The 24635-nt window shown below is 61.6% G+C and carries 25 protein-coding genes; 4 read left to right on the forward strand and 21 right to left on the reverse strand.

Going from position 1 to position 24635, the window contains the following annotated elements; all coding sequences use genetic code 11:
• Positions 1–40: 40 nt before the first annotated feature.
• The 21 genes from ureC to cbiE form a co-directional block, all read right to left on the reverse strand.
• Positions 41–1741, reverse strand: a complete 1701-nt coding sequence (ureC, locus tag ACZZ0G_RS14835; protein ID WP_463556621.1) for an urease subunit alpha — start codon at positions 1739–1741, stop codon at positions 41–43.
• Positions 1742–1941: 200 nt separating this feature from the next.
• Positions 1942–2247, reverse strand: a complete 306-nt coding sequence (locus ACZZ0G_RS14840) for an urease subunit beta (RefSeq protein ID WP_007915947.1) — start codon at positions 2245–2247, stop codon at positions 1942–1944.
• On the reverse strand, positions 2247–2780 hold the full coding sequence (locus tag ACZZ0G_RS14845; RefSeq protein ID WP_016984790.1) for a GNAT family N-acetyltransferase: 534 nt from the start codon (positions 2778–2780) through the stop codon (positions 2247–2249). Before ACZZ0G_RS14845 ends, ACZZ0G_RS14840 begins: the two co-directional genes overlap by 1 nt.
• 5 nt (positions 2781–2785) lie before the next feature.
• Positions 2786–3319 (reverse strand): N-acetyltransferase family protein, encoded by a 534-nt coding sequence (locus ACZZ0G_RS14850; protein ID WP_463556622.1) that lies wholly within the window; start codon positions 3317–3319, stop codon positions 2786–2788.
• A gap of 8 nt (positions 3320–3327) precedes the next feature.
• Positions 3328–3630 (reverse strand): urease subunit gamma, encoded by a 303-nt coding sequence (ureA, locus tag ACZZ0G_RS14855; RefSeq protein ID WP_007915951.1) that lies wholly within the window; start codon positions 3628–3630, stop codon positions 3328–3330.
• Positions 3631–4065: 435 nt separating this feature from the next.
• Positions 4066–4905 (reverse strand): urease accessory protein UreD, encoded by an 840-nt coding sequence (locus ACZZ0G_RS14860; protein WP_463556623.1) that lies wholly within the window; start codon positions 4903–4905, stop codon positions 4066–4068.
• 43 nt (positions 4906–4948) lie between these two features.
• The gene (gene urtE / locus ACZZ0G_RS14865) at positions 4949–5647 is read right to left on the reverse strand and encodes an urea ABC transporter ATP-binding subunit UrtE (RefSeq protein ID WP_463556624.1); all 699 of its coding nucleotides are present in this window, start codon (positions 5645–5647) and stop codon (positions 4949–4951) included.
• 116 nt (positions 5648–5763) lie between these two features.
• Positions 5764–6633 carry an urea ABC transporter ATP-binding protein UrtD gene (urtD, locus tag ACZZ0G_RS14870; RefSeq protein ID WP_463556625.1) on the reverse strand — a complete coding sequence of 290 codons (870 nt, stop codon included), beginning with the start codon at positions 6631–6633 and terminating at the stop codon, positions 5764–5766.
• On the reverse strand, positions 6630–7709 hold the full coding sequence (gene urtC / locus ACZZ0G_RS14875) for an urea ABC transporter permease subunit UrtC (RefSeq protein ID WP_463556626.1): 1080 nt from the start codon (positions 7707–7709) through the stop codon (positions 6630–6632). The genes urtD and urtC overlap by 4 nt, the downstream gene beginning before the upstream one ends.
• A complete protein-coding gene (gene urtB / locus ACZZ0G_RS14880; RefSeq protein ID WP_463556627.1) occupies positions 7709–9211 on the reverse strand; it encodes an urea ABC transporter permease subunit UrtB in 1503 nt (500 codons plus the stop codon). The genes urtC and urtB overlap by 1 nt, the downstream gene beginning before the upstream one ends.
• A 367-nt stretch (positions 9212–9578) precedes the next feature.
• The gene (gene urtA / locus ACZZ0G_RS14885; RefSeq protein WP_122842924.1) at positions 9579–10844 is read right to left on the reverse strand and encodes an urea ABC transporter substrate-binding protein; all 1266 of its coding nucleotides are present in this window, start codon (positions 10842–10844) and stop codon (positions 9579–9581) included.
• Positions 10845–11142: 298 nt separating this feature from the next.
• Positions 11143–12522: a PepSY-associated TM helix domain-containing protein gene (locus ACZZ0G_RS14890; RefSeq protein ID WP_463556628.1), complete on the reverse strand. Its 1380-nt coding sequence runs from the start codon at positions 12520–12522 to the stop codon at positions 11143–11145.
• A gap of 84 nt (positions 12523–12606) precedes the next feature.
• Entirely contained in the window at positions 12607–14727 is a 2121-nt protein-coding gene (locus ACZZ0G_RS14895; RefSeq protein WP_463556629.1) for a TonB-dependent copper receptor, read from the reverse strand.
• A gap of 84 nt (positions 14728–14811) precedes the next feature.
• Positions 14812–15258 carry a DUF2946 domain-containing protein gene (locus ACZZ0G_RS14900; protein WP_463556630.1) on the reverse strand — a complete coding sequence of 149 codons (447 nt, stop codon included), beginning with the start codon at positions 15256–15258 and terminating at the stop codon, positions 14812–14814.
• Between the two features lie 21 nt (positions 15259–15279).
• Positions 15280–15759, reverse strand: a complete 480-nt coding sequence (locus ACZZ0G_RS14905) for a copper chaperone PCu(A)C (RefSeq protein WP_150647819.1) — start codon at positions 15757–15759, stop codon at positions 15280–15282.
• Positions 15760–15807: 48 nt separating this feature from the next.
• Positions 15808–16206, reverse strand: coding sequence for a DUF2946 domain-containing protein (locus ACZZ0G_RS14910; protein WP_123448449.1), 399 nt, complete (start codon positions 16204–16206; stop codon positions 15808–15810).
• A gap of 97 nt (positions 16207–16303) precedes the next feature.
• Complete coding sequence (locus ACZZ0G_RS14915) at positions 16304–16594, reverse strand: addiction module antidote protein (RefSeq protein WP_007914567.1); 291 nt, start codon at positions 16592–16594, stop codon at positions 16304–16306.
• A gap of 3 nt (positions 16595–16597) precedes the next feature.
• Positions 16598–16900: a type II toxin-antitoxin system RelE/ParE family toxin gene (locus ACZZ0G_RS14920; RefSeq protein WP_463556631.1), complete on the reverse strand. Its 303-nt coding sequence runs from the start codon at positions 16898–16900 to the stop codon at positions 16598–16600.
• A gap of 159 nt (positions 16901–17059) precedes the next feature.
• Entirely contained in the window at positions 17060–17788 is a 729-nt protein-coding gene (locus ACZZ0G_RS14925; protein WP_463556632.1) for a cobalt-precorrin-6A reductase, read from the reverse strand.
• Positions 17785–18882, reverse strand: coding sequence for a cobalt-precorrin-5B (C(1))-methyltransferase (locus ACZZ0G_RS14930; protein WP_463556633.1), 1098 nt, complete (start codon positions 18880–18882; stop codon positions 17785–17787). The genes ACZZ0G_RS14925 and ACZZ0G_RS14930 overlap by 4 nt, the downstream gene beginning before the upstream one ends.
• Positions 18875–20086 carry a precorrin-6y C5,15-methyltransferase (decarboxylating) subunit CbiE gene (gene cbiE, locus ACZZ0G_RS14935; protein WP_463556634.1) on the reverse strand — a complete coding sequence of 404 codons (1212 nt, stop codon included), beginning with the start codon at positions 20084–20086 and terminating at the stop codon, positions 18875–18877. Before cbiE ends, ACZZ0G_RS14930 begins: the two co-directional genes overlap by 8 nt.
• 132 nt (positions 20087–20218) lie before the next feature.
• Here cbiE and cobG point away from each other — a divergent pair, with 132 nt between their 5' ends.
• The 4 genes from cobG to cobJ are packed head-to-tail and all read left to right on the forward strand — an operon-like array spanning position 20219 to position 24567.
• Entirely contained in the window at positions 20219–21517 is a 1299-nt protein-coding gene (gene cobG, locus ACZZ0G_RS14940; RefSeq protein ID WP_463556635.1) for a precorrin-3B synthase, read from the forward strand.
• A complete protein-coding gene (locus ACZZ0G_RS14945; RefSeq protein WP_463556636.1) occupies positions 21510–22136 on the forward strand; it encodes a precorrin-8X methylmutase in 627 nt (208 codons plus the stop codon). The genes cobG and ACZZ0G_RS14945 overlap by 8 nt, the downstream gene beginning before the upstream one ends.
• A complete protein-coding gene (locus ACZZ0G_RS14950; protein ID WP_463556637.1) occupies positions 22133–22867 on the forward strand; it encodes a precorrin-2 C(20)-methyltransferase in 735 nt (244 codons plus the stop codon). The genes ACZZ0G_RS14945 and ACZZ0G_RS14950 overlap by 4 nt, the downstream gene beginning before the upstream one ends.
• Positions 22867–24567, forward strand: coding sequence for a precorrin-3B C(17)-methyltransferase (gene cobJ / locus ACZZ0G_RS14955; RefSeq protein WP_463556638.1), 1701 nt, complete (start codon positions 22867–22869; stop codon positions 24565–24567). Before ACZZ0G_RS14950 ends, cobJ begins: the two co-directional genes overlap by 1 nt.
• Positions 24568–24635: the final 68 nt, after the last annotated feature.

The following is a 24635-nucleotide window of genomic DNA, read 5'->3' on the forward strand; positions in this document are numbered from 1 at the left end:
GACAGACAAGTAAAAGGCCCCGAAGGGCCTTTTTTTGTGGTCAGAACAAAAAGTAACGCTGTGCCATCGGCAATGTTTCCGCCGGCTCACACCACAGCAGCACGCCATCAGCCTTGACCTGATAGGTCTGCGGGTCGACATCGATGTTCGGCAGATAGTCGTTGTGGATCAGGTCGGTTTTCTGCACATCACGGCAACCTTTGACCACGGCGATTTTCTTCTTCAGCCCCAATGCCTCGGGCAATCCCGCTTCCTGCGCCGCCTGGCTGATAAAGGTCAGGCTGGTGGCGTGCAGCGAGCCACCGTAACTGGCGAACATCGGGCGGTAGTGCACCGGTTGCGGCGTTGGAATCGAAGCATTGGCATCGCCCATCAGGCTCGCAGCAATCGCGCCGCCCTTGAGAATCAGCGTCGGTTTCACGCCAAAAAACGCCGGACGCCACAGCACCAGATCCGCCCACTTGCCGACCTCGATCGAACCGACCTCATGGCTGATGCCATGGGTGATTGCCGGGTTGATCGTGTACTTGGCGATGTAGCGTTTGGCGCGGAAGTTGTCGTTGCCTGCGCCGTCCTGGGTCAGCGGGCCGCGCTGCTTTTTCATCTTGTCGGCGGTTTGCCAGGTGCGCGTGATGACTTCGCCGACGCGGCCCATGGCTTGACTGTCGGAGCTGATCATCGAGAACGCGCCGAGGTCGTGAAGAATGTCTTCGGCGGCAATCGTTTCGCGGCGGATGCGGCTTTCGGCGAACGCGACGTCTTCGGCAATGCTCGGGTCGAGGTGGTGACAGACCATCAGCATGTCGAGGTGTTCGTCGATGGTGTTACGCGTGAACGGCCGGGTCGGGTTGGTCGAACTCGGCAATACGTTCGGGAAACCGCAGGCCTTGATGATGTCCGGCGCGTGACCACCACCGGCGCCTTCGGTGTGATAGGTGTGGATGGTGCGACCCTTGAAGGCGCCGAGGGTGGTTTCAACGAAACCGGATTCGTTGAGCGTGTCGGTGTGGATCGCCACCTGCACGTCGAACTGATCGGCAACGCTCAGGCAGTTGTCGATGCTCGCCGGCGTGGTGCCCCAGTCCTCGTGCAACTTGAGGCCGATGGCGCCGGCCTTGACCTGCTCGATCAGCGGCTCCGGCAGGCTGGCGTTGCCCTTGCCGGTGAGGCCGATGTTCATTGGGAAGGCGTCGGCGGCCTGGAGCATGCGCGCCAGGTGCCACGGCCCGGAGGTGCAGGTGGTGGCGTTGGTGCCGGTGGCAGGTCCTGTGCCACCGCCGATCATGGTGGTGACGCCGCTCATCAGCGCTTCTTCAATCTGCTGCGGGCAGATGAAGTGGATGTGCGTGTCGATACCGCCGGCGGTGAGGATCATGCCCTCGCCGGCGATCACTTCGGTACTCGCGCCGATGGCGATGTTGACGTTGGGTTGTACGTCCGGGTTGCCGGCCTTGCCGATCGCGGCGATGCGCCCGTCCTTGAGGCCGACGTCGGCTTTGACGATGCCCCAGTGATCAATGATCAGCGCGTTGGTGATCAGCGTGTCGACGACTTCGGCGGCAAGCAGCTGGCTCTGGCCCTGGCCGTCGCGGATGACTTTGCCGCCACCGAATTTCACTTCTTCGCCGTAGGTGGTGAAGTCTTTTTCGACTTCGATCCACAGCTCGGTGTCGGCCAGGCGCACCTTGTCGCCGACGGTGGGGCCGAACATGTCGGCGTAGGCTTGTCTGGAGATTTTCATGCAGCGTCCTTCAGGAAAATAGTGGTGAGCCATTGACCCTCACCCTAGCCCTCTCCCAGAGGGAGAGGGGACTGATCGCGGGTTTCTTTCGACAGACATCGACCTGAAATATCGAGTCGAACTCAGGATCGGAAAAGCCCCCATTCGGCTCCCTCTCCCTCGGGAGAGGGCTGGGGTGAGGGGCAGGGTGCACGCAGATGTCAGAGATCACCCATGACCCGTCCGGCAAACCCGAACACCCGCCGATGCCCGGCGTAATCCACGAGTTCAACCTCACGGCTCTGTCCCGGCTCAAAACGCACCGCCGTGCCCGCCGGTATATTCAGGCGCATGCCCCGGCTGGCCGCGCGATCAAAGGTCAGCGCATCATTGGTTTCAAAAAAGTGATAGTGCGAGCCGACCTGAATCGGCCGGTCGCCGCTGTTGGCGACTTTCAGGCTGACGGTGCGGCGGCCGACGTTGAGTTCGATGTCGCCGGGCTGGATCTGGTACTCGCCAGGAATCATCACTGGGCTCCTTGCAGAATCTTGTAATAGAGGGCGGTTGGCCGATAAGTGCCGTGCGGGTCGCAGGCGTAATCGGGAATCTGACCCGCGCGGGTGTAGCCCAACGCCTTGTAGAAATCTTCGGCAGGCGAACCGGCCTCGGTGTCGAGGTAAAGCATGCCGCGCTTGTGCTTGGGCGCTTCGAGCTCCAGCGCACTCATCAATTGCTGGCCGAGACCGCGCCGCCGTGCGTGTTCGCGCACCAGCAGTTTCTGCACCTCGGCGCGATTGAGACCGTTGGCCTTCTGGCACAGGCCCAACTGAACACTGGCCAGCACTTGCTCGTCCTTGACCACCACCCAGAGCAGCACGCTGCCTTTGTTGACGTTGTCCTGCACCTCATCGAAATATGCGCGCGCCTGCGCCGCGTCGAGGTCGGCCATGAAGCCGACGCTGGCGCCATACCCCACCGCATCCAGCAGCAGATCAATCAGGCCCTGACGGTAATGCGCAAAACTTTCAGCGTTGACGCGGCGCAGTTGGGCGGCGTTCATCGGTGTCACTCCTTGTTGGCGTCAGGCGGCTCCGCGCCAGGGTTGAGGGTCAGTTGCATAAAGGTCAGGTCGAGCCAGCGACCGAACTTGGTGCCGACTTGCGGCATCTGCCCGCTAATGCTGAAACCGGCGCGCTCGTGCAGACGAATCGAGGCGGCATTGCCGCTTTCAATGGCGGCGACCATCACGTGCTTGTCGCAGGTCTTCGCCCGTTCGATCAGCACAGTCATCAATTGCGGGCCGAGGCCGTTGCCGCGCTGATCGCTGCGCACGTAGACCGAGTGCTCGACGGTGTGACGGAAACCGTCGAACGGCCGCCAGTCACCGAACGAAGCGTAGCCGAGCACGGTGTTGTCGGCGTCGACGATCACCAGAATCGGATAGGCCTGGGCCTGACGCGCGCTGAACCACGCCTGACGGTTGCCGAGGTCGACGGCCTGTTCATTCCAGATCGCCGTGGTGTTGAGCACGGCGTCGTTGTAGATGTCGCGGATCGCCGGCAGATCGGCGTGGACGGCATCGCGAATGGCGTAGGTCATGGCGCTCCTCAGACGATCGGTTGGTGGACGGTGACCAGTTTGGTGCCGTCGGGAAACGTCGCTTCAACCTGGATCTCCGGGATCATTTCCGGGATGCCTTCCATCACTTGTTCGCGGCTGAGCAGGGTGGTGCCGAAGTGCATCAGCTCGGCGACGGTCTGGCCGTCACGCGCACCTTCGAGCAGGGCGGCGGAGATGTAGGCCATGGCTTCCGGGTAATTGAGTTTCACACCGCGCGCCAAACGCCGCTCGGCGACGAGGCCGGCGGTGAAGATCAGCAGCTTGTCTTTTTCGCGTGGGGTCAGGTCCATTGTGGGGTTCCGTCAGGGCAGTTTTGTGAGGTTCTTGCGGGCGCGGGGTGCCAGTTGGAGCGGCCCCTCACCCTAGCCCTCTCCCGAGGGAGAGGGGACTGATCCCGGTTGTTTTCAATGGCCGGTTCAGTCAGCAGTATTCGTTCAGGCAATTAGATCTTTATCAGGCGACTCGGTCAGGCTTTCTCTTTCGTAGGAGAGGGACTGATCCCGGTTGTTTTCAATGGCCGGTTCAGTCAGCAGTATTCGTTCAGGCAATTAGATCTTTATCAGGCTACTCGGTCAGGCTTTCTCTTTCGTAGGAGAGGGACTGATCCCGGTTGTTTTCAATGGCCGGTTCAGTCAGCAGTATTCGTTCAGGCAATCAGATCTTTATCAGGCGACTCGGTCAGGCTCCCTCTCCCTCCGGGAGAGGGCGGGGGGTGAGGGTCGCTTTCAGGTGCTCCATATTCTGGGAGATACCGCCTCGCGACCGAGCAGGGCCGGTCTGAGCAAGCGCCATAAATCGATGAGCCAGGCGCGGGCGAGCAGTGCTTCAGACGCCAGACAACGGGCGACCAAAAGGCCGGGCAACTGGGTCAAATCCCCGCGCACTTCATGGCCCAGCGAACGACAACGCTCAAGCAACTCAGCATCAACCTCACCGGTCACCAACAACGTCGCAAACACCGGATTGCCATCCAGACCGATCGGTGAATCAAGCAATCCGTCCCCCCCGACAATGCGCTGGCGCTCATGCCAGAGCAATTGCCCGTCGCGGCGAATATCCAGGTGCGCCTGAAAATGCCCACGGTCAAAACGCTCGCCACTGGCCGGGCGACCCAGCGCCACCACGTCCCAGTAGAACAGCCGCGCATCACCTTCAAGATCAATCGACGTGCTCAGCTCAGCCTGGGCAGCGCTGTAGACGATGGTCTCCTGTGGCAGCCATTCCAGCGTCGCCCCGGCCGCCACTTTCAAGTCGAGCTTCTGATAAGCCGGCCCACCCGCGCGATACCACTTGGCCGCGCCGGGGCTGGTGATCTGTGCCCAAGCGCCTGGTTCGAGGCGGGCGCTGATGTCCAGCCGATCGCCGCCGGCAATCCCGCCCGGCGGGTGGACGATAATGTGCTGGCAGACCTCGGGGCCTTCTGCGTACAGGTGCTTCTGCACCCGCAGCGGGCCGAGGTGTCGGCGCATGACCGGGCGCGTGCAGTCGCCGAATCGGGCATAAGCCAGTTCCAGCTCGGCGTGCCAGCTCGGGGTAAACAGGGCAGGTGCGACAGTTGAATTCATGGTTTGTAATTATCGTTAGGAAGCTACAGATTAGATCGTTGTACTAGATCGTTACCAGCCCGCGTACGCCCTCGGCCTCCATATTTTCACCGCGACCCTGCTGGACGATCTCGCCCCGGGACATCACCAGATACTGATCGGCCAGTTCTGCAGCGAAATCGTAGAACTGCTCGACCAGCAGAATCGCCATGTCACCACGCTCCGCGAGTTTCTTGATCACCGCGCCGATCTCCTTGATCACTGACGGCTGAATGCCTTCGGTGGGTTCATCAAGAATCAGCAAACGCGGGCGGCTGGCCAATGCGCGGCCAATCGCCAACTGCTGTTGCTGACCGCCGGACAGATCGCCGCCGCGACGCTGCTTCATTTGTAGCAGCACCGGGAACAATTCATAAATGAAACTTGGCACTTCCTTGGCTTCGCTGCCGGGAAAGCGTGACAGGCCCATCAACAGATTCTCTTCAACCGTCAGCCGCCCGAAGATCTCGCGGCCCTGCGGCACATAAGCGATGCCAGCGTGAACCCGCTGATGCGGCTTGAACGTGGTAATCGATTTGCCTTCCCAGTTCACCGCGCCTTCTTTGGCCGGCAACAGGCCCATCAGGCATTTGAGCAGGGTGGTCTTGCCGACGCCGTTACGGCCGAGCAGGCAGGTGACTTCGCCGACCTTCACGTCAAAACTGAGGCCACGGAGGATGTGGCTACCGCCGTAGTACTGATGAAGTTGTTGGACCTGTAGCATCGGAACTCCGTTAGTTGGGCTTCAAGCCGCGAGCTGCAAGCTGCAAGCAAGAGCAGGGCTGTTTATGACTTTGCTTTTACTTGCTGCTTGAAGCTTGTCGCTTGCAGCTGGCTGATTCATCGGCCTAGATAAACCTCGATCACGCGCTCGTTTTCCTGCACTTGCTCAAGCGAGCCTTCCGCCAAAACGCTGCCCTGATGCAACACGGTGACGTGGTCGGCAATCGAGCCGACGAAGCCCATGTCATGCTCCACGACCATCAGCGAATGCTTGCCGGCCAAGCTCTTGAACAGTTCAGCGGTGAACTCGGTTTCAGCATCGGTCATCCCCGCCACCGGCTCATCGAGCAGGAGTAATTGCGGGTCCTGCATCAGCAACATGCCGATCTCGAGAAACTGCTTCTGCCCGTGGGACAACAACCCCGCCGGGCGATTGACCGAGGTGGTCAGGCGAATCGTTTCCAGCACTTCGCCGATTCGATCCTTCTGCTCACCACTTAACCGCGCACGCAAACTGGCCCACACTGACTTGTCGGTTTTCTGCGCCAATTCAAGGTTTTCAAACACGCTCAGCGCTTCGAACACAGTCGGCTTCTGAAACTTGCGGCCGATGCCGGCCTGGGCAATCTGCACTTCGCTCATCTGCGTCAGGTCCAGGGTTTCGCCGAACCACGCCTTGCCGTGACTCGGGCGAGTCTTGCCGGTGATCACGTCCATCAGCGTAGTTTTGCCGGCGCCGTTGGGGCCGATGATGCAGCGCAATTCGCCGACGCCGATGTACAGGTTGAGATTGTTCAGCGCGCGGAAGCCATCGAAGCTGACGCTGATGTCCTCCAGAGTGAGGATCGTGCCGTGACGGGTGTCGAGGCCCGGGCCAACGCGTTGGCCGAGGCCGATCGAGTCGCGGCTGGTGCCGGCGTCCTTGTTCGGCTCCACGGGAAAGAAGGCCGGTTCCAGCATGAATTCAGCGCTCGCCGTGACTCTCATTGTTCACCTCGTTTCTTCAGCAGGCCGATCACGCCTTTGGGCAAGTACAGCGTCACGACGATGAACAGCGCGCCGAGGAAAAACAGCCAGTATTCCGGGAACGCCACGGTGAACCAGCTCTTCATGCCGTTGACCACCCCGGCACCGAGCAACGGCCCGATCAGCGTGCCGCGCCCGCCGAGGGCCACCCACACTGCGGCTTCAATCGAGTTGGTCGGCGACATTTCGCTGGGGTTGATGATGCCGACTTGCGGCACATACAACGCCCCGGCCAAGCCACACAACACCGCACTCAACACCCAGACAAACAACTTGAACCCGCGCGGGTCGTAGCCACAGAACATCAAGCGGTTTTCCGCATCGCGCAATGCTGTCAGCACGCGGCCAAACTTGCTCCGCGCCAAACGCCAGCCGATGAACAGGCTTGCCACCAGCAACAGCACCGTCGCCAAAAACAACACCGCACGAGTGCCCGGTTCAGTGATGCCGAAACCGAGAATCGTGCGGAAATTGGTGAAGCCGTTGTTGCCGCCAAACCCGGTTTCGTTGCGGAAAAACAGGAGCATGCCGGCGAAGGTCAGGGCCTGGGTCATGATCGAGAAATACACGCCCTTGATCCGCGAGCGGAAGGCGAAGAATCCGAACACCAATGCGAGCAAGCCCGGCGCCAACACCACCAGGCACATCGCCCAGACGAAGCTGCTGGTGCCGGTCCAGTACCACGGTAATTCGCTCCACGACAGGAAGGTCATGAACGCCGGCAAACCATCACCAGCGGCTTGGCGCATGAGGTACATGCCCATCGCATAACCGCCGAGGGCGAAGAACAGACCGTGGCCCAGCGAGAGCAAACCGGCGTAGCCCCAGACCAGATCCAGCGCGAGGGCGACGATGGCGTAGCAGAGGATTTTGCCGACCAGCGTCAGGGTGTACGCCGACACCGACAGGGCATTTTCCGCTGGCAACAACGACAGCAGCGGCAGGGCGATCAGCAGGGCGAGGATTACCGCACCGATGGCAATGGTGACTTTCGGCCCGGCCTTTCGTGTAGCGGTAACAAGCAGAGGCTGGTTCATCAGTCGATCACCCGTCCTTTCAGTGCGAAGAGGCCTTGCGGACGTTTCTGGATAAACAGAATGATCAGCGCGAGGATCAGGATCTTGCCGAGTACCGCACCGATCTGCGGTTCGAGAATCTTGTTGGCGATGCCCAGGCCAAATGCCGCGAGCACGCTACCGGCCAACTGGCCAACGCCACCGAGCACCACCACCAAAAACGAATCGATGATGTAACTCTGACCGAGGTCCGGGCCGACGTTGCCGATCTGGCTCAGCGCCACTCCGCCGAGGCCGGCAATGCCCGAGCCGAGACCGAAAGCGAGCATGTCGACGCGCCCGGTCGGCACGCCGCAGCAGGCCGCCATGTTGCGGTTCTGGGTGACGGCGCGGACGTTGAGGCCCAGGCGGGTTTTGTTCAGCAGCAGCCAGGTCAGCACGACCACGAACAGCGCGAAGGCGATGATGACGATGCGGTTGTACGGCAGCACCAGATTCGGCAGCACTTGAATGCCGCCGGACAGCCACGCCGGGTTAGCCACTTCAACGTTCTGCGCGCCGAACAACAGGCGCACCAGTTGAATCAGCATCAGGCTGATTCCCCAGGTGGCGAGCAGGGTTTCCAGCGGGCGGCCGTAGAGATGCCGAATCACCGTGCGCTCCAGGGCCATGCCGATTGCCGCCGTGACAAAAAACGCCACCGGCAGCGCGATCAGCGGATAGAACTCGATGGCCTGCGGTGCGTAGCGCTGGAACATCAACTGCACCACATACGTCGAGTAGGCGCCGAGCATGAGCATCTCGCCGTGGGCCATGTTGATCACGCCGAGCAGGCCGAACGTGATCGCCAGACCAAGTGCCGCCAACAACAGAATCGAACCGAGGGACATGCCGCTGAAGGCCTGGCCGAGCACTTCGCCGATCAGCAATTTGCGCTTGACCTGGGCGAGGCTGGTTTCGGCAGCGGTACGTACGCCGGCATCGCTCTCGACGCCGGGTTCGAGCAAACCTTCCAGGCGTGTGCGTGCCAGTGGATCACCGGTTTCGCCGAGCAATCGCACAGCGGCGAGGCGCACGGATGGGTCGGTGTCGACCAGTTGCAGATTGGCCAGCGCCAGACTCAGGGCGGCATGAACGCTTTCATCTTTTTCACTAGCGAGTTGCTGGTCGAGGAATTTCAGCTGCGCGGGTTTCGCGCTTTTCTGCAATTGCTGCGCGGCAGTCAGACGGATTTTGGCGTCGGCGGCGAGCAATTGGTGGCTGGCCATGGCGGTGTCGATCAGACCCCGCAGGCGATTGTTGAGGCGCAGGGTTTTCGGTTGGCCGTCGATGGTCAGCTCGCCTTGTTGCAGGGCGTTGATCAGTTCGATACGGGCCGGGTCGGGCTGCGCGGCCCAGGTTTCCAGGAGTTTGGCCTGTTGCACGGGATTGGCCGCGACGAAGTCTTCGGCGTCGCCGGCGTGGGCCAGCATCGGCAGCAAGAGTGCGATGGCTATGAGAAAGCGGTGTATGGCAGTGGGCATTAGTGGTGTGTCCTTTCTAGCGGTGGCCGATGGAGCGGTGTCCGGCTGTGAATCCGCCCCTCACCCTAACCCTCTCCCAGAGGGAGAGGGGACTGACCGAGTTGTCAGGTCATCCAGCACGGACCTGACATTGCTGCGTCGAACTCAGGTTCTGAAAGCCATACAGATCGGCTCCCTTTCCCCCTCTCCCAGAGGGAGAGGGGACTGACCGAGTTGTCAGGTCATCCAGCACCGACCTGACATTGCTGCGTCGAACTCAGGTCCTGAAAGCGATAGAGATCAGCTCCCTTCCCCCTCGCCCCCTTGGGGGAGAGGGTTGGGGTGAGGGGGAAAGGATCTCCGCCCCAGCCCAAAACCCAAGTCAGACTCAGTTGCTCTTCACCGCATAATCCGGCTTCTTGTCGTTGCCCTGAATGAACGGGCTCCACGGTTGCGCGCGGATCGGCCCTTCGGTCTGCCACACGACGTTGAACTGACCGTCACTCTGGATCTCACCGATCATCACCGGTTTGTGCAGGTGGTGATTAGTCTTGTCCATGGTCAGCGTGTAACCCGACGGCGCGGCAAAAGTCTGCCCGGCCAGCGCTTCGCGGACTTTGTCGACGTCGGTGGATTTGGCTTTCTCAACCGCTTGCGCCCACATATGAATGCCGACGTAAGTGGCTTCCATCGGGTCGTTGGTCACGGCCTTATCGGCGCCCGGCAGGTTGTGTTTCTTCGCGTAGGCTTTCCAGTCAGCGACGAATTTCTTGTTCTGCGGATTCTCTACCGACTCGAAGTAGTTCCACGCCGCGAGGTTGCCCACCAGCGGTTTGGTATCGATGCCGCGCAGTTCTTCTTCGCCGACCGAGAACGCCACAACCGGTACGTCGGTCGCCTTCAAGCCCTGGTTGGCCAACTCTTTATAGAAAGGCACGTTGGAGTCGCCGTTGACCGTCGAGATGACCGCAGTCTTGCCACCAGCGGAGAATTTTTTGATGTTGGCGACGATGGTTTGATAGTCGCTGTGACCGAACGGCGTGTAGACCTCTTCGATGTCCTTGTCGGCCACGCCTTTGGAATGCAGGAACGAACGCAGAATCTTGTTGGTGGTGCGCGGGTAGACGTAGTCAGTGCCGAGCAGGAAGTAACGCTTGGCGCTGCCGCCTTCTTCGCTCATCAAATATTCAACGGCAGGAATCGCTTGCTGATTCGGCGCGGCGCCGGTGTAGAAGACGTTCGGCGACATTTCTTCGCCTTCGTATTGCACCGGGTAGAACAGCAGGCCGTTTAGCTCTTCAAACACCGGCAACACCGATTTACGCGACACCGAAGTCCAGCAGCCAAACACCACGGCGACCTTATCCTGGGTCAGCAACTGCCGACCCTTTTCGGCGAACAGCGGCCAGTTGGATGCAGGGTCTACCACCACCGGCTCAAGCATCTTGCCGTTCACACCACCCTTGGCGTTGATCTCGTCGATGGTCATCAGCGCCATGTCTTTGAGCGACGTTTCGGAGATCGCCATGGTGCCGGACAACGAATGCAGAATCCCGACCTTGATGGTCTCGGCAGCCTGGACAGTCCAGGTCATGCCCATCGCGGCAATCGATGCCGAGAGTGTGAAAGCCTTGATCAAACTGCGACGCTTCATTGTGCGATCTCCATGAACATTTGAAGTTTTTTTGGTTGGCAGATGCGGACGACTGAAGGGTGTTTTGCAAGGGCTGTGCCCGGTCGGGTTTTGGCAAGAAAATGTCGTGTTAGAGCGGTTGCGCTGCTGAGCTCTGCACCATGAAGGGACGCGCATGAGGCGTTGGTGCAGGCGGTCGCGCCAGAATGGGGCGCGAACAATCCGTGTAGGAGCTGCCGCAGGCTGCGATCTTTTGATGTTGTTTTTCAAGATCAAGATCAAAAGATCGCAGCCTGCGGCAGCTCCTACATGAGGTGGGTCAGGATGAAGTCGAGGCGGACTCGGTTTGCCTGCTCAGGCGCGATAGCAGCAGGCGATCCAGCAACCACACCACCACCAGCGAAGCCCCCACCAGCGGGAAAATCACCGCCAGCGCGAGCATGATCACCACACCGGTTTTCCACTTCGGCAGATCATGCCGCAGTGGCGGCACGCCGAATTTGCCTTGTGGCCGGCGCTTCCACCAGATCACCACGCCGCTGACGGCGCTGAGCAGTATCATCAGGCAGATCAGCAACACGACGATCTGGTTGAAGGTGCCGAACATTTTGCCTTCGTGGAGCATCACGCCGATCTCAGTGGCGCGGGCGACGGTGCCGTACTGCTCGAAACGCACATCGGCGAGGACTTTACCGGTGTATTGATCGATATGCAGGGTGGCATCGTTGCGCGGGTCATCGGCGAACACGGCGATGGTGAACACGCCGGTGGCGGTGGTCGGCAGGGTGATGCTGTAACCGGGTTCGACCTTGCGCTCGGTGGCGATGTTCTGCACATCTTGCAGGCGGATGGTGGGTGCGGCGGGGCCGGCGTTGGTGGCGCCGTGGTTCATGTGTTCGGCGTGGTCGCCGGACATTGGCATCGGCGTGTTTTCCATCGCCCAGGGCACGGTCTGACGCGTAGCGCTGTTGAGGCTGCGGGCCTCGACGTCGGAGGTTGGCACGTTGTCCCACATTGCCGCCGGAAACACGTTCCACACTTGCGCGTACTGCTTGCCCCAGAAACCGGTCCAGGTCATGCCGCTGAGCAGCATCACCAGCAACAGGGTCGCGCCCCAGAACCCGGTGACCGCGTGCAAATCACGCCACAACACGCGACCGCGACTGTTCAGCCGTGGCCACAAAATGCCCGCTGCCTGACCGCGCGGCCACCACAGGAACAGGCCCGACACCACCAGCACCACGCCCCACCCGGCGGCCATTTCGATGAGCCGATCACCGACGGTGCCGATCATCAATTCGCCATGAATCGCCCGGGCGATGGCTTGCAGATTTTGCTTGGCATCCTGCTCGCCGAGGATATCGCCGTGGTACGGATCGACGAATACGTTGAGTTCGTGGCCGGCGTTGGTCACCACAAACTGTGCGCTGCGTTCGGCGTTGACCGGCGGCAGGTACTGGGTGACCTGGCCTTGTGGATAAGCGCTTTTCACCCGTTGCAGCAAATCATCGGCCGGCACCGTGTGATGCCCGGCCGGGACGTTGAGCAGGCTGCTGTACATCAGCGAATCGAGCTGCGGTTTGAACAGATAAATGATGCCGGTCAGGGCCAGCATCACCATGAACGGGGCGACGAACAGGCCGGCGTAAAAATGCCAACGCCAGGCCAGGTTGTAGAAATTCGGTTTGGGCTGTTTCATCACGTGTGCTCCGCTTGGCTTGGATCTTCTGGTTGTTCTGCAACCCTGTGGGAGCGAGCCTGCTCGCTCCCACATGGGTGGGTGTTAGAAACTCATGTCCACCTTGGTCCAGAGCGTACGCCCCGGTTCATTGATCGCTTGCGGGTCGTTGGCCGGGTAGCCGAATCCGGCGTTGCCCGCCAGGTTCAGGTGTTCGGCGTAAGCCTTGCCGAACAGGTTGTCGACGCCGCTGCTGACCTTCCAGTGCTTGTTGATCCGATAGGCTCCGTTGAGAGAGAACACGCCGAAGCCCGAACTCTTGTCGTAATCCTTGCCGACCACGTTGCCCTTGTTCTGGTCGATACGGTTTTGCGCGGCAACCACCCTCCACAGTGCGCCGGCGCTCCAGTTGTCTTCGGTATAGGTCAGTCCGAAGCGTGCATCCAGCGGCGGCATTTGCGGCAGGGCCGAACCGTCGCTGCTGTTCTTGCCCCAGGCGTAAGCCAGGGTCGCATCGGCTTTCCAGTGGTCGGTGAGCTTGTATGCGGCACCGAGTTCACCGCCCATGATTCGCGCGTCGATGTTCTCGGCGCGCGAGGTGCTCATGCCCATCATTCCCGGGGTGTAATCGAAGAGGATGTAATCGCGCACCACGCCGATATAGCCCGAGGCCCAGGCTTCAATTTCGGCAGATTTGTAGTTCACGCCAAAGTCGAACTGGGTGGTCTTTTCCGGTTTGATCGAATCGAACGCGTTGACCGATCCTGCCGGGCCGGACTTGGGCGAAAACAGCTCCCAGTAATCCGGGAAGCGCTGCGCGTGGCCGAGGCCTGCATACAGAGTGGTCGGACTGTCGGCCAGGTCATGTTCGTAGCGAATGAAACCGCTGGGCAGGGTGTCGGCGCGGGTGTCGTCGGCGGTCGGATTCGGTCGGCTCATCATTCCCGAGCCAGAGGTCTGCCGATAATCCTTGGCCGAAGCGCGGTCGACGCGGGCGCCAGTGATCAGGCGATCACGGTCGGCGGCGTACCAGGTCATCTCGCTGAACACGCCGTAGTTATGGAAATCGGCGTCCTTGCTGTACGGCTGATCCTTGTAGGTATCGATGCCCATGCCGCTGCGCTGGCGGTGTTCGTTGGTTTGCGCGTCGAGGCCGGTGATCAGTTGAATGTCAGCCCAGCGCCAGGTGGCCTTGATCCGTGCGCCGAGGGTGCGGCGGTCGACATTGGACGCCATCGGCCCCGCCATCATGCCGGTGCCGGACGGCGTGCGCAGGGTGTAGTTGTCCATCACGTGGTCGGCGTAGTTGTAGTAGACCTGCGCTTCGAGTTTCTCCAACACATCAGTGATGTTGGATTTTTCGAAACGCAGGCCGAGGCTTTCCCGCAGGAACTGCGAGCCGTCCATGCCGCGTCCGGCGTAGCGCGCCTCACCATCGCCTTTGCCGGCGGTGAGTTCGATCAGGGTGTCGGCATCCGGGGTCCAGCCGACGGCGATGTCACCGTTCCACTTGTCGTAACGCGAGGCGACGATGTCGTTGTTGCCGTCGCGGTAATCGTCGGAGTGCGCGGTGTTGCCGATCACCCGCACGTAGCCCAACGGGCCGCCGGCAGCGGCATCGACGACCTTGTCAAAGCGGCCGTGGGAGCCAGCCAGAATGCTCGCGTTCACGCGGGTGCCGAGTTCGCCGAAGCTTTCCGGTTCACGATCGAACAGCACCGTACCCGCCGACGCGCCCGGGCCGTAAAGCACGGTTTGCGGGCCTTTGATCACAGTGAGTTTGTCGTAGGTTTCCGGCGAAATGTACGAGGTCGGCGCGTCCATCCGGCCGGGGCAGGCGCCGAGCATCATGCTGCCGTTGGTGAGGATGTTCAGACGCGAACCGAACATGCCGCGCAGCACCGGATCGCCATTGGTGCCGCCATTGCGCACCAGCGCAAAGCCCGGAATGGTCTTCAGATAATCGCCGCCGTCACTGGCCGGCACCGGTTGGCGCGGGTCTTTTGGATTGGTGACGATGGTCAGCGGCGAGCTCGGCGCAATTGCGGTGATCACCGTTGGACTGAGTTCTTCGTTGTGGCCAGCGTGATCATCGGCCAGCACCAGCGGGGACAGGAGGACGCCGCAAAGGACGGCGGTAGCGTGCCTGAAACGAATCCGCGATTCGTTCAAAGCGAAGGACGCCGGGGCACAGCCCGAGCGTGGAACAGCAGCAAACCTGGACATGACAATTTCCATCAAACAGTCGTAAACGACACGGCCGGCAGCCTCAAGCTGTCTTCTCAACCGTGTGCAATCAAAGGTGCGTGTTTACGCGGCGACGGGCGGGGCGCGGCTGCGCGCTCCGGGAAAAAAGGTCTGCCGGGCATGGCCCAGGCGCGGGGAGGGTGGTGTGAAGGTGTTCAGCGGCGCAATATTGAAGGCAACGAAATCGCCGCCGCCGGTCAGCGCCGGGCAGTTGAACAGCAGGCTGCAATAGCCGCACTTTTCCCACAGCACGTGGTGCGAGGATTGCGGCGGGCAGTGTTCGGCATTCGGTTTCGCGTCATGGCCACTGTGATCCATGCCCGGCATGGCCATCGACATGTCCATGCTCATCGGCATGGAGGTCGAGGCGTGCTGATCCATCGGCATCGACTGAGAAATCAGTGGGCCGATGAAGATCATCAACATGGCGAACAGGGCGATCCAGCTGCCGCGAGTCAGGTGTTGAGTCTGACGGCGCTGCCGGGAGGGCCTGGCGCTCAACGTGCGCATGGGCGGAGTCTGCCGCAAAGCTTACTGAGCGTGCGCGTGGGCCTGCGTGGTTTCCGGCGGCTTCTTCTGCACCGAGACTTCGACGGTGACGTCACCGGCCTTCTCGAAATGCAGCGTCAGCGGGAAGCGCTTGCCGTCGCTGAGCAGGCTGCGATCGGTCGGGTTGAGCAGCATCACGTGCCAGGCCATCGGCGCAAAGGTCACGTTGCCGCCAGCGGGAATTTCCACGCTCGGCACTTGCTGCATCTTCATCAGATCGCCCTGCATCACGTGTTCGTGCAATTGCGCTTCGGGGGCAATCGGCGAGTCGACGCTGAGCAGGCGGTCGTCCGTCTTGCCGGCGTTGTGAATGATGAAATAGGCGGCGACCGTCGGTGCATTCGGCGGCAGCTCTTGCGACCACGGATGGGCGATCTCAAGTTCGCCAGCCTTGTATTCGTGGGCATGGGCAAAGCACGCCGGCAACAGCAGCGCAGCGACAACGATGAGTTTGTTCAACATGGCAGTTCTCCAGAACGATTTGAAACGCAGGTCAATTGCGCGAACAAATCAAACCAGAGGGGAGGCGCGGGGATTGAGACTCGGCCATTGCTGGCGCGGTGTCGGGGTTTGCAGCGAGGCGGGCGCCACACTGCGATTGCTTTCATAGCGGGCGAAATACAGCTGCGGCGAATGCCCCGGCAGCGCCACCAACGGCGCCGAGCCTGAGCAACACCAGCAATGCTGCATGTTCGAATGAGTGTCGTTGGTCGGGGCTTTTTGATCGGTGGTGCCGATGTTGATCGCCACCATCTTCGTCCCGCTGCCGGTGCAGAAACTGCTCCAGAGCAATTGCTCGGCCGGTGAACTGGCCGCCTGCGCCATCGCCCCGGTCATCGGCATGGCGAGCATGTTGAACAGCACTGCAAAGCAGGCGATCCAGGCAATGGCTAGCCGGTGTCGGTTCATGGGACAGATCCGTTGGGTGGGCGATCAGGCGCGGCTATTTAGCCTGATCAGGGCCGATAAGTAAAAAAGCGTCGTGCGGTTTGGTGTCGCAGCGCGTTCACAGAGTTACGGCATGCAATCGCAAACCCAGAGCCTTCATGACTTTCATGATAGTTGCGAATTCGGGATTGCCAGTGCTACTCAGCGCTTTATAAAGACTTTCGCGGCCCAAACCTGCATCCCGCGCCACTTGTGTCATGCCTTGAGCCCGGGCGATGTCATTGAGCGCTGCACGGATAAGGACGCCGTCGCCTTCATCATCGTCAAAACAGGCATCTAGATATGCCGCCATGTCCTCGGGAGTTTTGAGGTACTCGGCGGCGTCAAAACGGGCGAATTCTTCGGTCATGATTTACTCCTCATTTCCGATTTTATGAGCCATCTGCACGGCGCGTTTGATATCTCTTTTTTGTGTCGATTTGTCGCCTCCGATCAGCAGCAGATAAATCACTTCGCCTTTGCGTGTGAAGTACATCCTGTAACCAGGGCCGTAATGAACACGCATTTCATAAACAGTGTCACCGACGAACCCGCAATCACCGAAGTTGCCATTTCCGGCTGTTTTAATTCTGGAGATGATTCGGCCTTTCCCTTTGATGTTTTTCAAGGAGTCGAGCCATTCGGAAAATATGCGGGATCGTTCAAAAGCGATCATGTCGGGATCGTATTCCTTGGGATACAAGCTGGCAAGCCGCTTTTCTTGGCTGTCTGCTTGTCGGGATTAAAGGAACCGAAGTATTGGGGTGAGGATGTAGTGAAAAACAGTCGGCGGCGTCCTCAAAAATTGCAGGTAAATTTGCAAATAAACTCGAAGTCAGGAAAAGTCTGACGTCGTCAGGGCTTCAAGGACTTCAGACGCTGATCGAAACTCCCGATCAACCCCCGGCAACCCCGGTCGCTTCAACACAACCACCGGCACCCCTCGCTCGCGCGCCACTTCCAGCTTCGGCTCGGTGGCGGTGCTGCCACTGTTCTTGCTGACCAGCACATCGATCTGCCGTCGCTCGAACAACGCTCGTTCATCTTCCAACAGAAACGGCCCACGGGCGCCGATCACTTCGCAGCGTTCGTTGCCGGGGTAGACGTCGAGGGCGCGCAGGGTCCAGAACTGCTCGGAGGGGATTTCATCGAGGTGCTGCAGCGGTTCGCGGCCAAGGGTGAACAAGGGGCGATGGAAGGGTTTGAGGGCAGTGATCAGCTCGGCCCAGTCGCCGACTTCGCGCCAATCATCACCAGGCTGCGGTTGCCATGCCGGACGGCGCAAAGCCCAGCAGGGGATGTCTGCCAGTCGCGCGGCGGTCGCGGCGTTCTGGCTGATCTGTGCTGCATAGGGATGCGTAGCGTCGAGGAGCAGATCGATGCTTTCGTCTCGGATGAACTGCGCCAGTCCTTCGGCGCCGCCATAGCCGCCGACGCGCACCTGACAGCGCAGATCGGTCGGCACCCGGCCAACGCCGGCGAGGCTGTAGATATGTTGTGGCCCCAGCGTGCGGGCGATCGCCAGCGCTTCCGTCACGCCGCCGAGCAGCAAAATCCGCTTCATGCAAAACCTCCGGCCTGCCCGACAATCCCACCCTGACGATCAATCGCAAACACCTCGACCTGCACCTGCGGCGGCACCACGCTGCGAGCGAAATTCAACGCATGGCGGCAGACTTCATCGCCGAGGGCGATCCCCGCCGCACTGGCCATGGCCAATGCCTGCTGACTGGTATTGGCTTCACGAATGCCTTGCTGCAACGCCTTATCGGCACCAATCGCTGCGGCCCACTCAGCCAGTTGCGGCAAATCAATACTCGAATGCCGCGAGTGCAGATCCATGTGCCCGGCCGCCAGTTTGCTGATCTTGCCGAAACCGCCGCACAGGCTGAGTTTATCCACAGGCACTTTGCGCAGATGCTTGAGCACCGCGCCGACGAAGTCGCCCATTTCGATCAGGGCGATTTCCGGCAGGTTGTAGACCCGGCGCATGGTGTCTTCGCTGGCGTTGCCCGTGCACGCGGCGATGTGCAGATACCCGTTGGTTTTCGCCACGTCGATGCCTTGATGGATCGAGGCGATATACGCCGCGCAGGAAAACGGCCGAACGATGCCGCTGGTGCCGAGGATTGATAATCCACCGAGGATGCCCAGTCGCGGATTCATGGTTTTCAGCGCCAGCGCTTCGCCGCCCTCGACGTTGACCGTGACATCGAAGCCGCCGGCATAACCGGTTTCCGCCGCGAGCAATGTCAGGTGATCGCTGATCATCTTGCGCGGTACCGGGTTGATTGCCGGCTCACCAACGCCGAGCACCAGACCCGGCCGGGTCACGGTGCCCACGCCGGCACCGGCATTGAAACGAATCCCCGGTTCGGCCATCAGCCGGATTCGCGAGTACAACAACGCGCCATGCGTCACGTCGGGATCGTCGCCGGCATCCTTGATCGTCCCGGCCTCGGCGCCATCATCCGTCAATCGACAGAACTCCAGACGCATCTGCACCTGTTTGCCTTTCGGGAGAACGATCTGCACGGCATCGACCGAGACACCGCCGAGCAACAGGCGTGCGGCGGCGAGGCTGGTGGCCGTGGCGCAACTGCCGGTGGTCAAACCACTGCGCAGGGGCGCGGGTTGTTCGGCGGTTTCGTCACGCATCGAGGGGTTTGACCAGATCGAGCAGGGTGATTGGCAACGCTTGGCGCCAGGTATCGAACTCGCCGAGCGGTTGCGCCTGGGCGACATGGATACGCGTCAGTTCGCCGCCGTAACGTTCGCGCCAGCTCATCAGGGCCACTTCGCTTTGCAGGGTCACGGCGTTGGCGACCAGACGGCCACCGGGTTTGAGGTGTTCCCAGCATGTTTCGAACACGCCTTCGCGGGTCACGCCGCCACCGATGAAGATCGCGTCCGGGCGTTCCAGTCCCGCGAGTGCCTGCGGTGCCTTGCCGCGAATCAGTTGCAGACCGGGCACACCCAGCGCATCACGGTTGTGTTCGATCAGTTGCTGGCGACCTTCGTCGGCTTCAATGGCCAAGGCGCGGCAGCTTGGATGCGCACGCATCCATTCGATGCCGATCGAGCCGCTGCCGGCGCCGACATCCCAGAGCAGTTCGCCGGGGGTCGGGGCGAGGCGGGCGAGGGTGATCGCGCGCACGTCGCGTTTGGTCAGTTGGCCGTCGTGCTGGAATGCCGAGTCCGGTAATCCGGCGAGACGTGAAAGGCGCGGGGCGTGTAAATCGGCCTGGCACTCGATGGCGATGACATTGAGGTCGGCTATCGCCGCGTTGTCCCAAGCGTCGGCGCTGCTGTCGATGCGCCGCTCGGCGTCACCGCCCAGATGCTCGAAAACGCTCATGCGACTCGAACCGAAGCCGCGTTCGCTGAGCAATTGCGCAACAGCCGCCGGACTCTGGCCGTCGTTGCTCAGCAACAACAGCCGCACGCCACTGAACAATTGCGCACTGAGCGCCGCCAGTGGTCGGGCCACCAACGACAGCGTCACCACCTCCTGCAGCGGCCAGCCGAGGCGGGCCGCAGCCAGCGAGCACGACGAAGGTGCGGGTAGAATCAGCATTTCGTCGCTTGGCACCTGGCGGGCAAGGCTGGCACCGACGCCGTAAAACATCGGATCACCGCTGGCCAATACGCAAACTGCATCGCCACGCTGTTCGAGCGCAGGCGCGAGGGAAAACGGACTCGGCCACAACTGGCGTTCACCGCGAATGCACACCGGCAGCAAATCCAGTTGACGCTGGCCACCGACGATCCGCGAGGCGCCCAGCAGGGCACGCCGGGCGTTTTTGCCCAGGCCCTTGAAGCCGTCTTCACCGATTCCCACTACCGTCAGCCAGGGCGACATCTATATTCCTCTAAACAGGCCGTTCCGACGGGCAGACTTTTCATGCCAGCGGACAAAGCAGGCATAATACCGCGCCTTCGCCCACGAAGCGCCTTTCCCACGCAGCCGGTCAGCCCCTTGAACGAACGCCCGATGTCCACCGCTTTACGCCCCTCGGCCTGCCCGGGGTTGCTGCGTATCGTCCAGGCACTGGACGGCGGCATCTGCCGGATCAAGCTCAATGGCGGCTCGATCAGTGCCGATCAGGCCGACGCGGTGGCCGGGGCCGCCGAACAGTTTGCGGGCGGGGCCATTGAAGCGACCAACCGGGCCAATCTGCAGATTCGCGGGATCGGTGAGCAATCCGCCGCGCTGATCGAGCGTTTGCTGGCTGCCGGGCTCGGCCCACGCACCGCCGCCGGTGATGACGTGCGTAACCTGATGCTCAGCCCGGCCGCGGGTATCGACCGACAGATGCGCGTCGATACCCGTGCACTGGCCGAACAGATCCTCGACACCTTGCAAAGCCATCCACGCTTTCATGAGTTGAGCGCCAAGTTCGCCGTGCAAATCGATGGCGGCGAAGCGCTGGCGATGCTCGAACATCCGCATGATCTGTGGTTGTCAGCGTTTGAGCGCGACGGGGAAAAGTTGTGGGCGTTCGGTCTGGCCGGATGCCCGACGGATCGCGCCATCGGCGCCGTGGCGGCGGAAAACGGCCACGCGCTGGTGGTCGCGGTGCTGGAATTGTTCCTGCAACTGGCCCGCCCCGAACAGACGCGGATGCGTCATTTGCTCGATGAACTGCCGAGGCTGGCCTTTCTCGACGCCCTGCGAACGCGCGTGCCGATCAAGTCGATCAGCCAGTGGCAGCGCATCGCCGTTACGCAGGATCTGCACATCGGCATTCACCCGCAAAATACCTCGGGATGGGTGTACATCGGCGCCGTGCCGCCGCTCGGGCGTCTTGACCCGGCGATGTTGCGCGCCGCTGCGCAACTGGCTCGCGAGTACGGTGACGGCAGCCTGCGCTTCACGCCATGGCAAAGTCTGCTGCTGCCGAATGTAAACGCGAGCGATGCTGCGGTGGTGCTCGCGGCACTTGAGCAGTCGAATCTGCTGACCCGGGCCTGCGAGCCGCTGGCACAACTGATCGCTTGCACCGGTTCTAATGGCTGCGGCAAAGGTCTGGCAGACACTAAACAGGATGCACGCCAGTTGGCGACGCGATTGCCCTCGAATGTCAGCGTGCACCTTTGCGGTTGCTCGCGCTCCTGCGCCGCCGCCCACTGTGCCCCGGTGACGTTGCTGGCCGTCAGTCCCGGTCATTACGACCTCTATTTTCGCGATGCAACGCTGCCGGGTTTCGGCGCGCTGCACGCACGCAACCTTACTATTGAAGCGGCCGCGACCCTGCTCGCCGCCCGCTCTCGGAGCCCCCTTGATGCTTGATTACATCCGCGATGGTCAGGAGATTTATCGCAACTCCTTCGCGATCATTCGCAGCGAGGCCAACCTGGCGCGCATCCCGGCCGATCTGGAAAAACTCGCGGTGCGGGTGATCCACGCCTGCGGCATGGTCGAGGCCATCGACGGTCTGCAATTCTCCGAGGGCGCGGGCAAGGCCGGGCGCGATGCGCTGGCCGCCGGTGCGCCGATTTTGTGTGATGCGCGCATGGTCTCCGAAGGCGTGACCCGCACGCGCCTGCCGGCCAACAACGAAGTGATCTGCACCTTGCGCGATGAGAGCGTGCCGGATCTGGCCCGTGAGCTGGGCAATACCCGTTCCGCCGCCGCGCTGGAACTATGGCGTCCGCACCTGGAAGGCAGCGTTGTAGTGATCGGCAACGCGCCGACCGCACTGTTTTATCTGCTGGAAATGCTTGATGCCGGGGCACCGAAACCGGCGCTTATTCTGGGCTTTCCCGTCGGCTTCGTCGGCGCCGCCGAATCGAAAGCCGCGCTGGCCGCCGACAGCCGTGGCGTGCCGTTCGTGATCATGCAAGGCCGCCTCGGTGGCAGCGCCATGGCCGCCGCCGCCGTTAACGCCCTCGCCACGGAGATCGAATGATGCAGGCCAAAGGACGTTTGCTGGGCCTGGGCGTCGGCCCGGGTGATCCGGAACTGATTACCGTCAAAGCCCTGCGCCTGCTGCGCGAATCGCCGGTGGTGGCGTACTTCGTCGCCAAGGGCAAAAAGGGCAACGCGTTCGGCATCATCGAGGCGCACCTGCAGGAAGCACAGAACCTGCTGCCGCTGGTCTACCCGGTGACCACCGAAGCGCTGCCGGCACCGCTTTCCTATGAGCAGATCATCAGCGATTTCTACGATGAAGCCGCCGAGACCGTCGCCGCGCATCTGGATGCCGGTCGCGATGTGGCGGTGATCTGTGAGGGTGATCCGTTCTTCTACGGTTCCTACATGTACCTGCACGATCGCCTTGCCACACGCTATGAAGCGCAAGTGGTGCCGGGCGTTTGCTCGATGCTCGGCGGCGCTTCGGTGCTCGGCGCGCCGTTGGTGTATCGCAATCAGAGCCTGTCGGTGCTCTCTGGTGTGTTGCCCCATGAAGAGTTGAAGCGGCGTCTGGCCGATGCCGACGCGGCGGTGATCATGAAGCTGGGGCGCAACTTCCCGAAAGTGCGGCAGGTGCTGGAAGAACTCGGTCTGGCCGAGCGGGCGCTGTATGTCGAGCGCGCAACCATGGCCAATCAGAAGATCGTGCCAATGGATCAGGTCGAGCCGATGTCGTCGCCGTACTTCTCGCTGATCATTGTGCCGGGCGAACGGTGGCAAGGCTGATGACTCAATCCACCCCCGCTATCGTCATTCTCGGTCAGGGCAGCCTGGTCACCGCGCGGCGCATTCAGCAGGTCTATCCAGCGGCGCAGATCCACGGCCTCGTCGGGCGCGTCGACGGCGCCGATTGCTCCTATCAGGAATTCGGCGCGACCCTGCGCGCGCTGTATCAGCAGGACACGCCGATCATTGCCCTGTGCGCCGCCGGCATCGTCATTCGCACGCTGGCGCCGCTGTTGCTGGAGAAAGGCGCCGAACCTGCGGTACTCGCCGTGGCCGAAGACGGCAGCGCCGTGGTGCCGTTGTTGGGCGGCCTCGGCGGGGTGAATGTCATGGCGCGGGACATCGCCGCCGGGCTGCAAGTCGCAGCAGCGATCACCACCAGCGGCGAATTGCGTTTTGGCACCTGCCTGCTCAATCCGCCGAGCGGTTACGCACTGGGCGATCTGGAACTGGGCAAGCGCTTTGTCTCCGATCTGTTGGCCGGCCATAGCGTGCGTATCGAAGGCGCGGCGCCGTGGCTGGATCAGGCGCAATTGCCGGAAGATCCGCAGGCGCAGCGCTCGATTCATGTCGGCAGTGCCGCGCGTGAGGCGAGTGCCAGTGAGTTACTGATTTATCCACGCAGTGTGGCAGTGACGGTGAATGCTGAAACAGCGGATCTGGCGAATGCCGTGCGCAGCGCGTTGCAGCAGGCGCAATTCGCCGTGCAATCGCTGGCCTGTCTGCTGGCCAGCGAGACGCAAATGGCTTCGCCACTTTTGCGTGAAGCGGCGCTTGAGCTGGGAGTGCCGCTGCGTTTTGTCGCGGCACAAAGCAACCTCGAAACCCTGGCGCGTGCCGCAGTGCCTGAGTCTACCGTCGTGATCAGCCACGGCATGGCAATCGCTGTCGCCGAGCAGCCATTGGATGTTTCCAGCATTGGCCGGCCGCGCGGCCGTCTCGCCGTGATCGGCCTCGGCCCCGGCGCTGCCGAACTGATGGTGCCGGCGGTGAAAACCGAACTGGCTCGTGCCACCGATGTGCTCGGCTACGAAACCTACGTACGCATGGCCGGTCCCTTCCGCGACGATCAAGTGCAGCATTGCACCGATAACCGCGAAGAGATGCAGCGCGCCCGTCACGCCTTCAGGCTGGCCGCCGAGGGGCGTTCGGTGATCGTCGTGTCCTCGGGCGATCCCGGTGTGTTCGCCATGGCTGCGGCGGTGCTCGAAGCCTTGCACGAGTCGACGGATCCGGCGTGGCACAGTGTCGACCTGGAAATTCTCCCGGGCGTGTCCGCTTCGCTGGCTACCGCCGCGCAGGCTGGAGCACCGCTAGGCCATGACTTCTGCGTGATGTCGCTGTCGGACAACCTCAAGCCTTGGTCGATCATCGAAAAACGTCTGGATCTGGCCGCTGAAGCGGACCTGGCCTTGGCGTTCTACAACCCGATCTCCCGTGCGCGTCCGTGGCAACTGGGCCGGGCGCTGGAGATTGTCGCGCAGCATCGCTCACCTGAAACCCCCGTGGTGCTGGGCCGCGACATCGGCCGTCCGGGCCAGACCCTGCGCGCCACGACACTCGGCGCATTAACCCCCGAGCAGGTGGATATGCGCACCATGGTGTTGATCGGTTCGTCCACCACATGCACCTTTCCCCGTGCCAGCGGCGGTGATTGGGTTTACACACCGCGTTGGTACGGTGAAAAACCACATTCCTGAGTGCCATGCCGAGGCAAGTTGTAAGCAAGTTGCCTCGGTGTGACATCAAGTCGAAATTCATTATCGGA

It is taken from the genome of Pseudomonas sp. AC169, assembly GCF_979258515.1.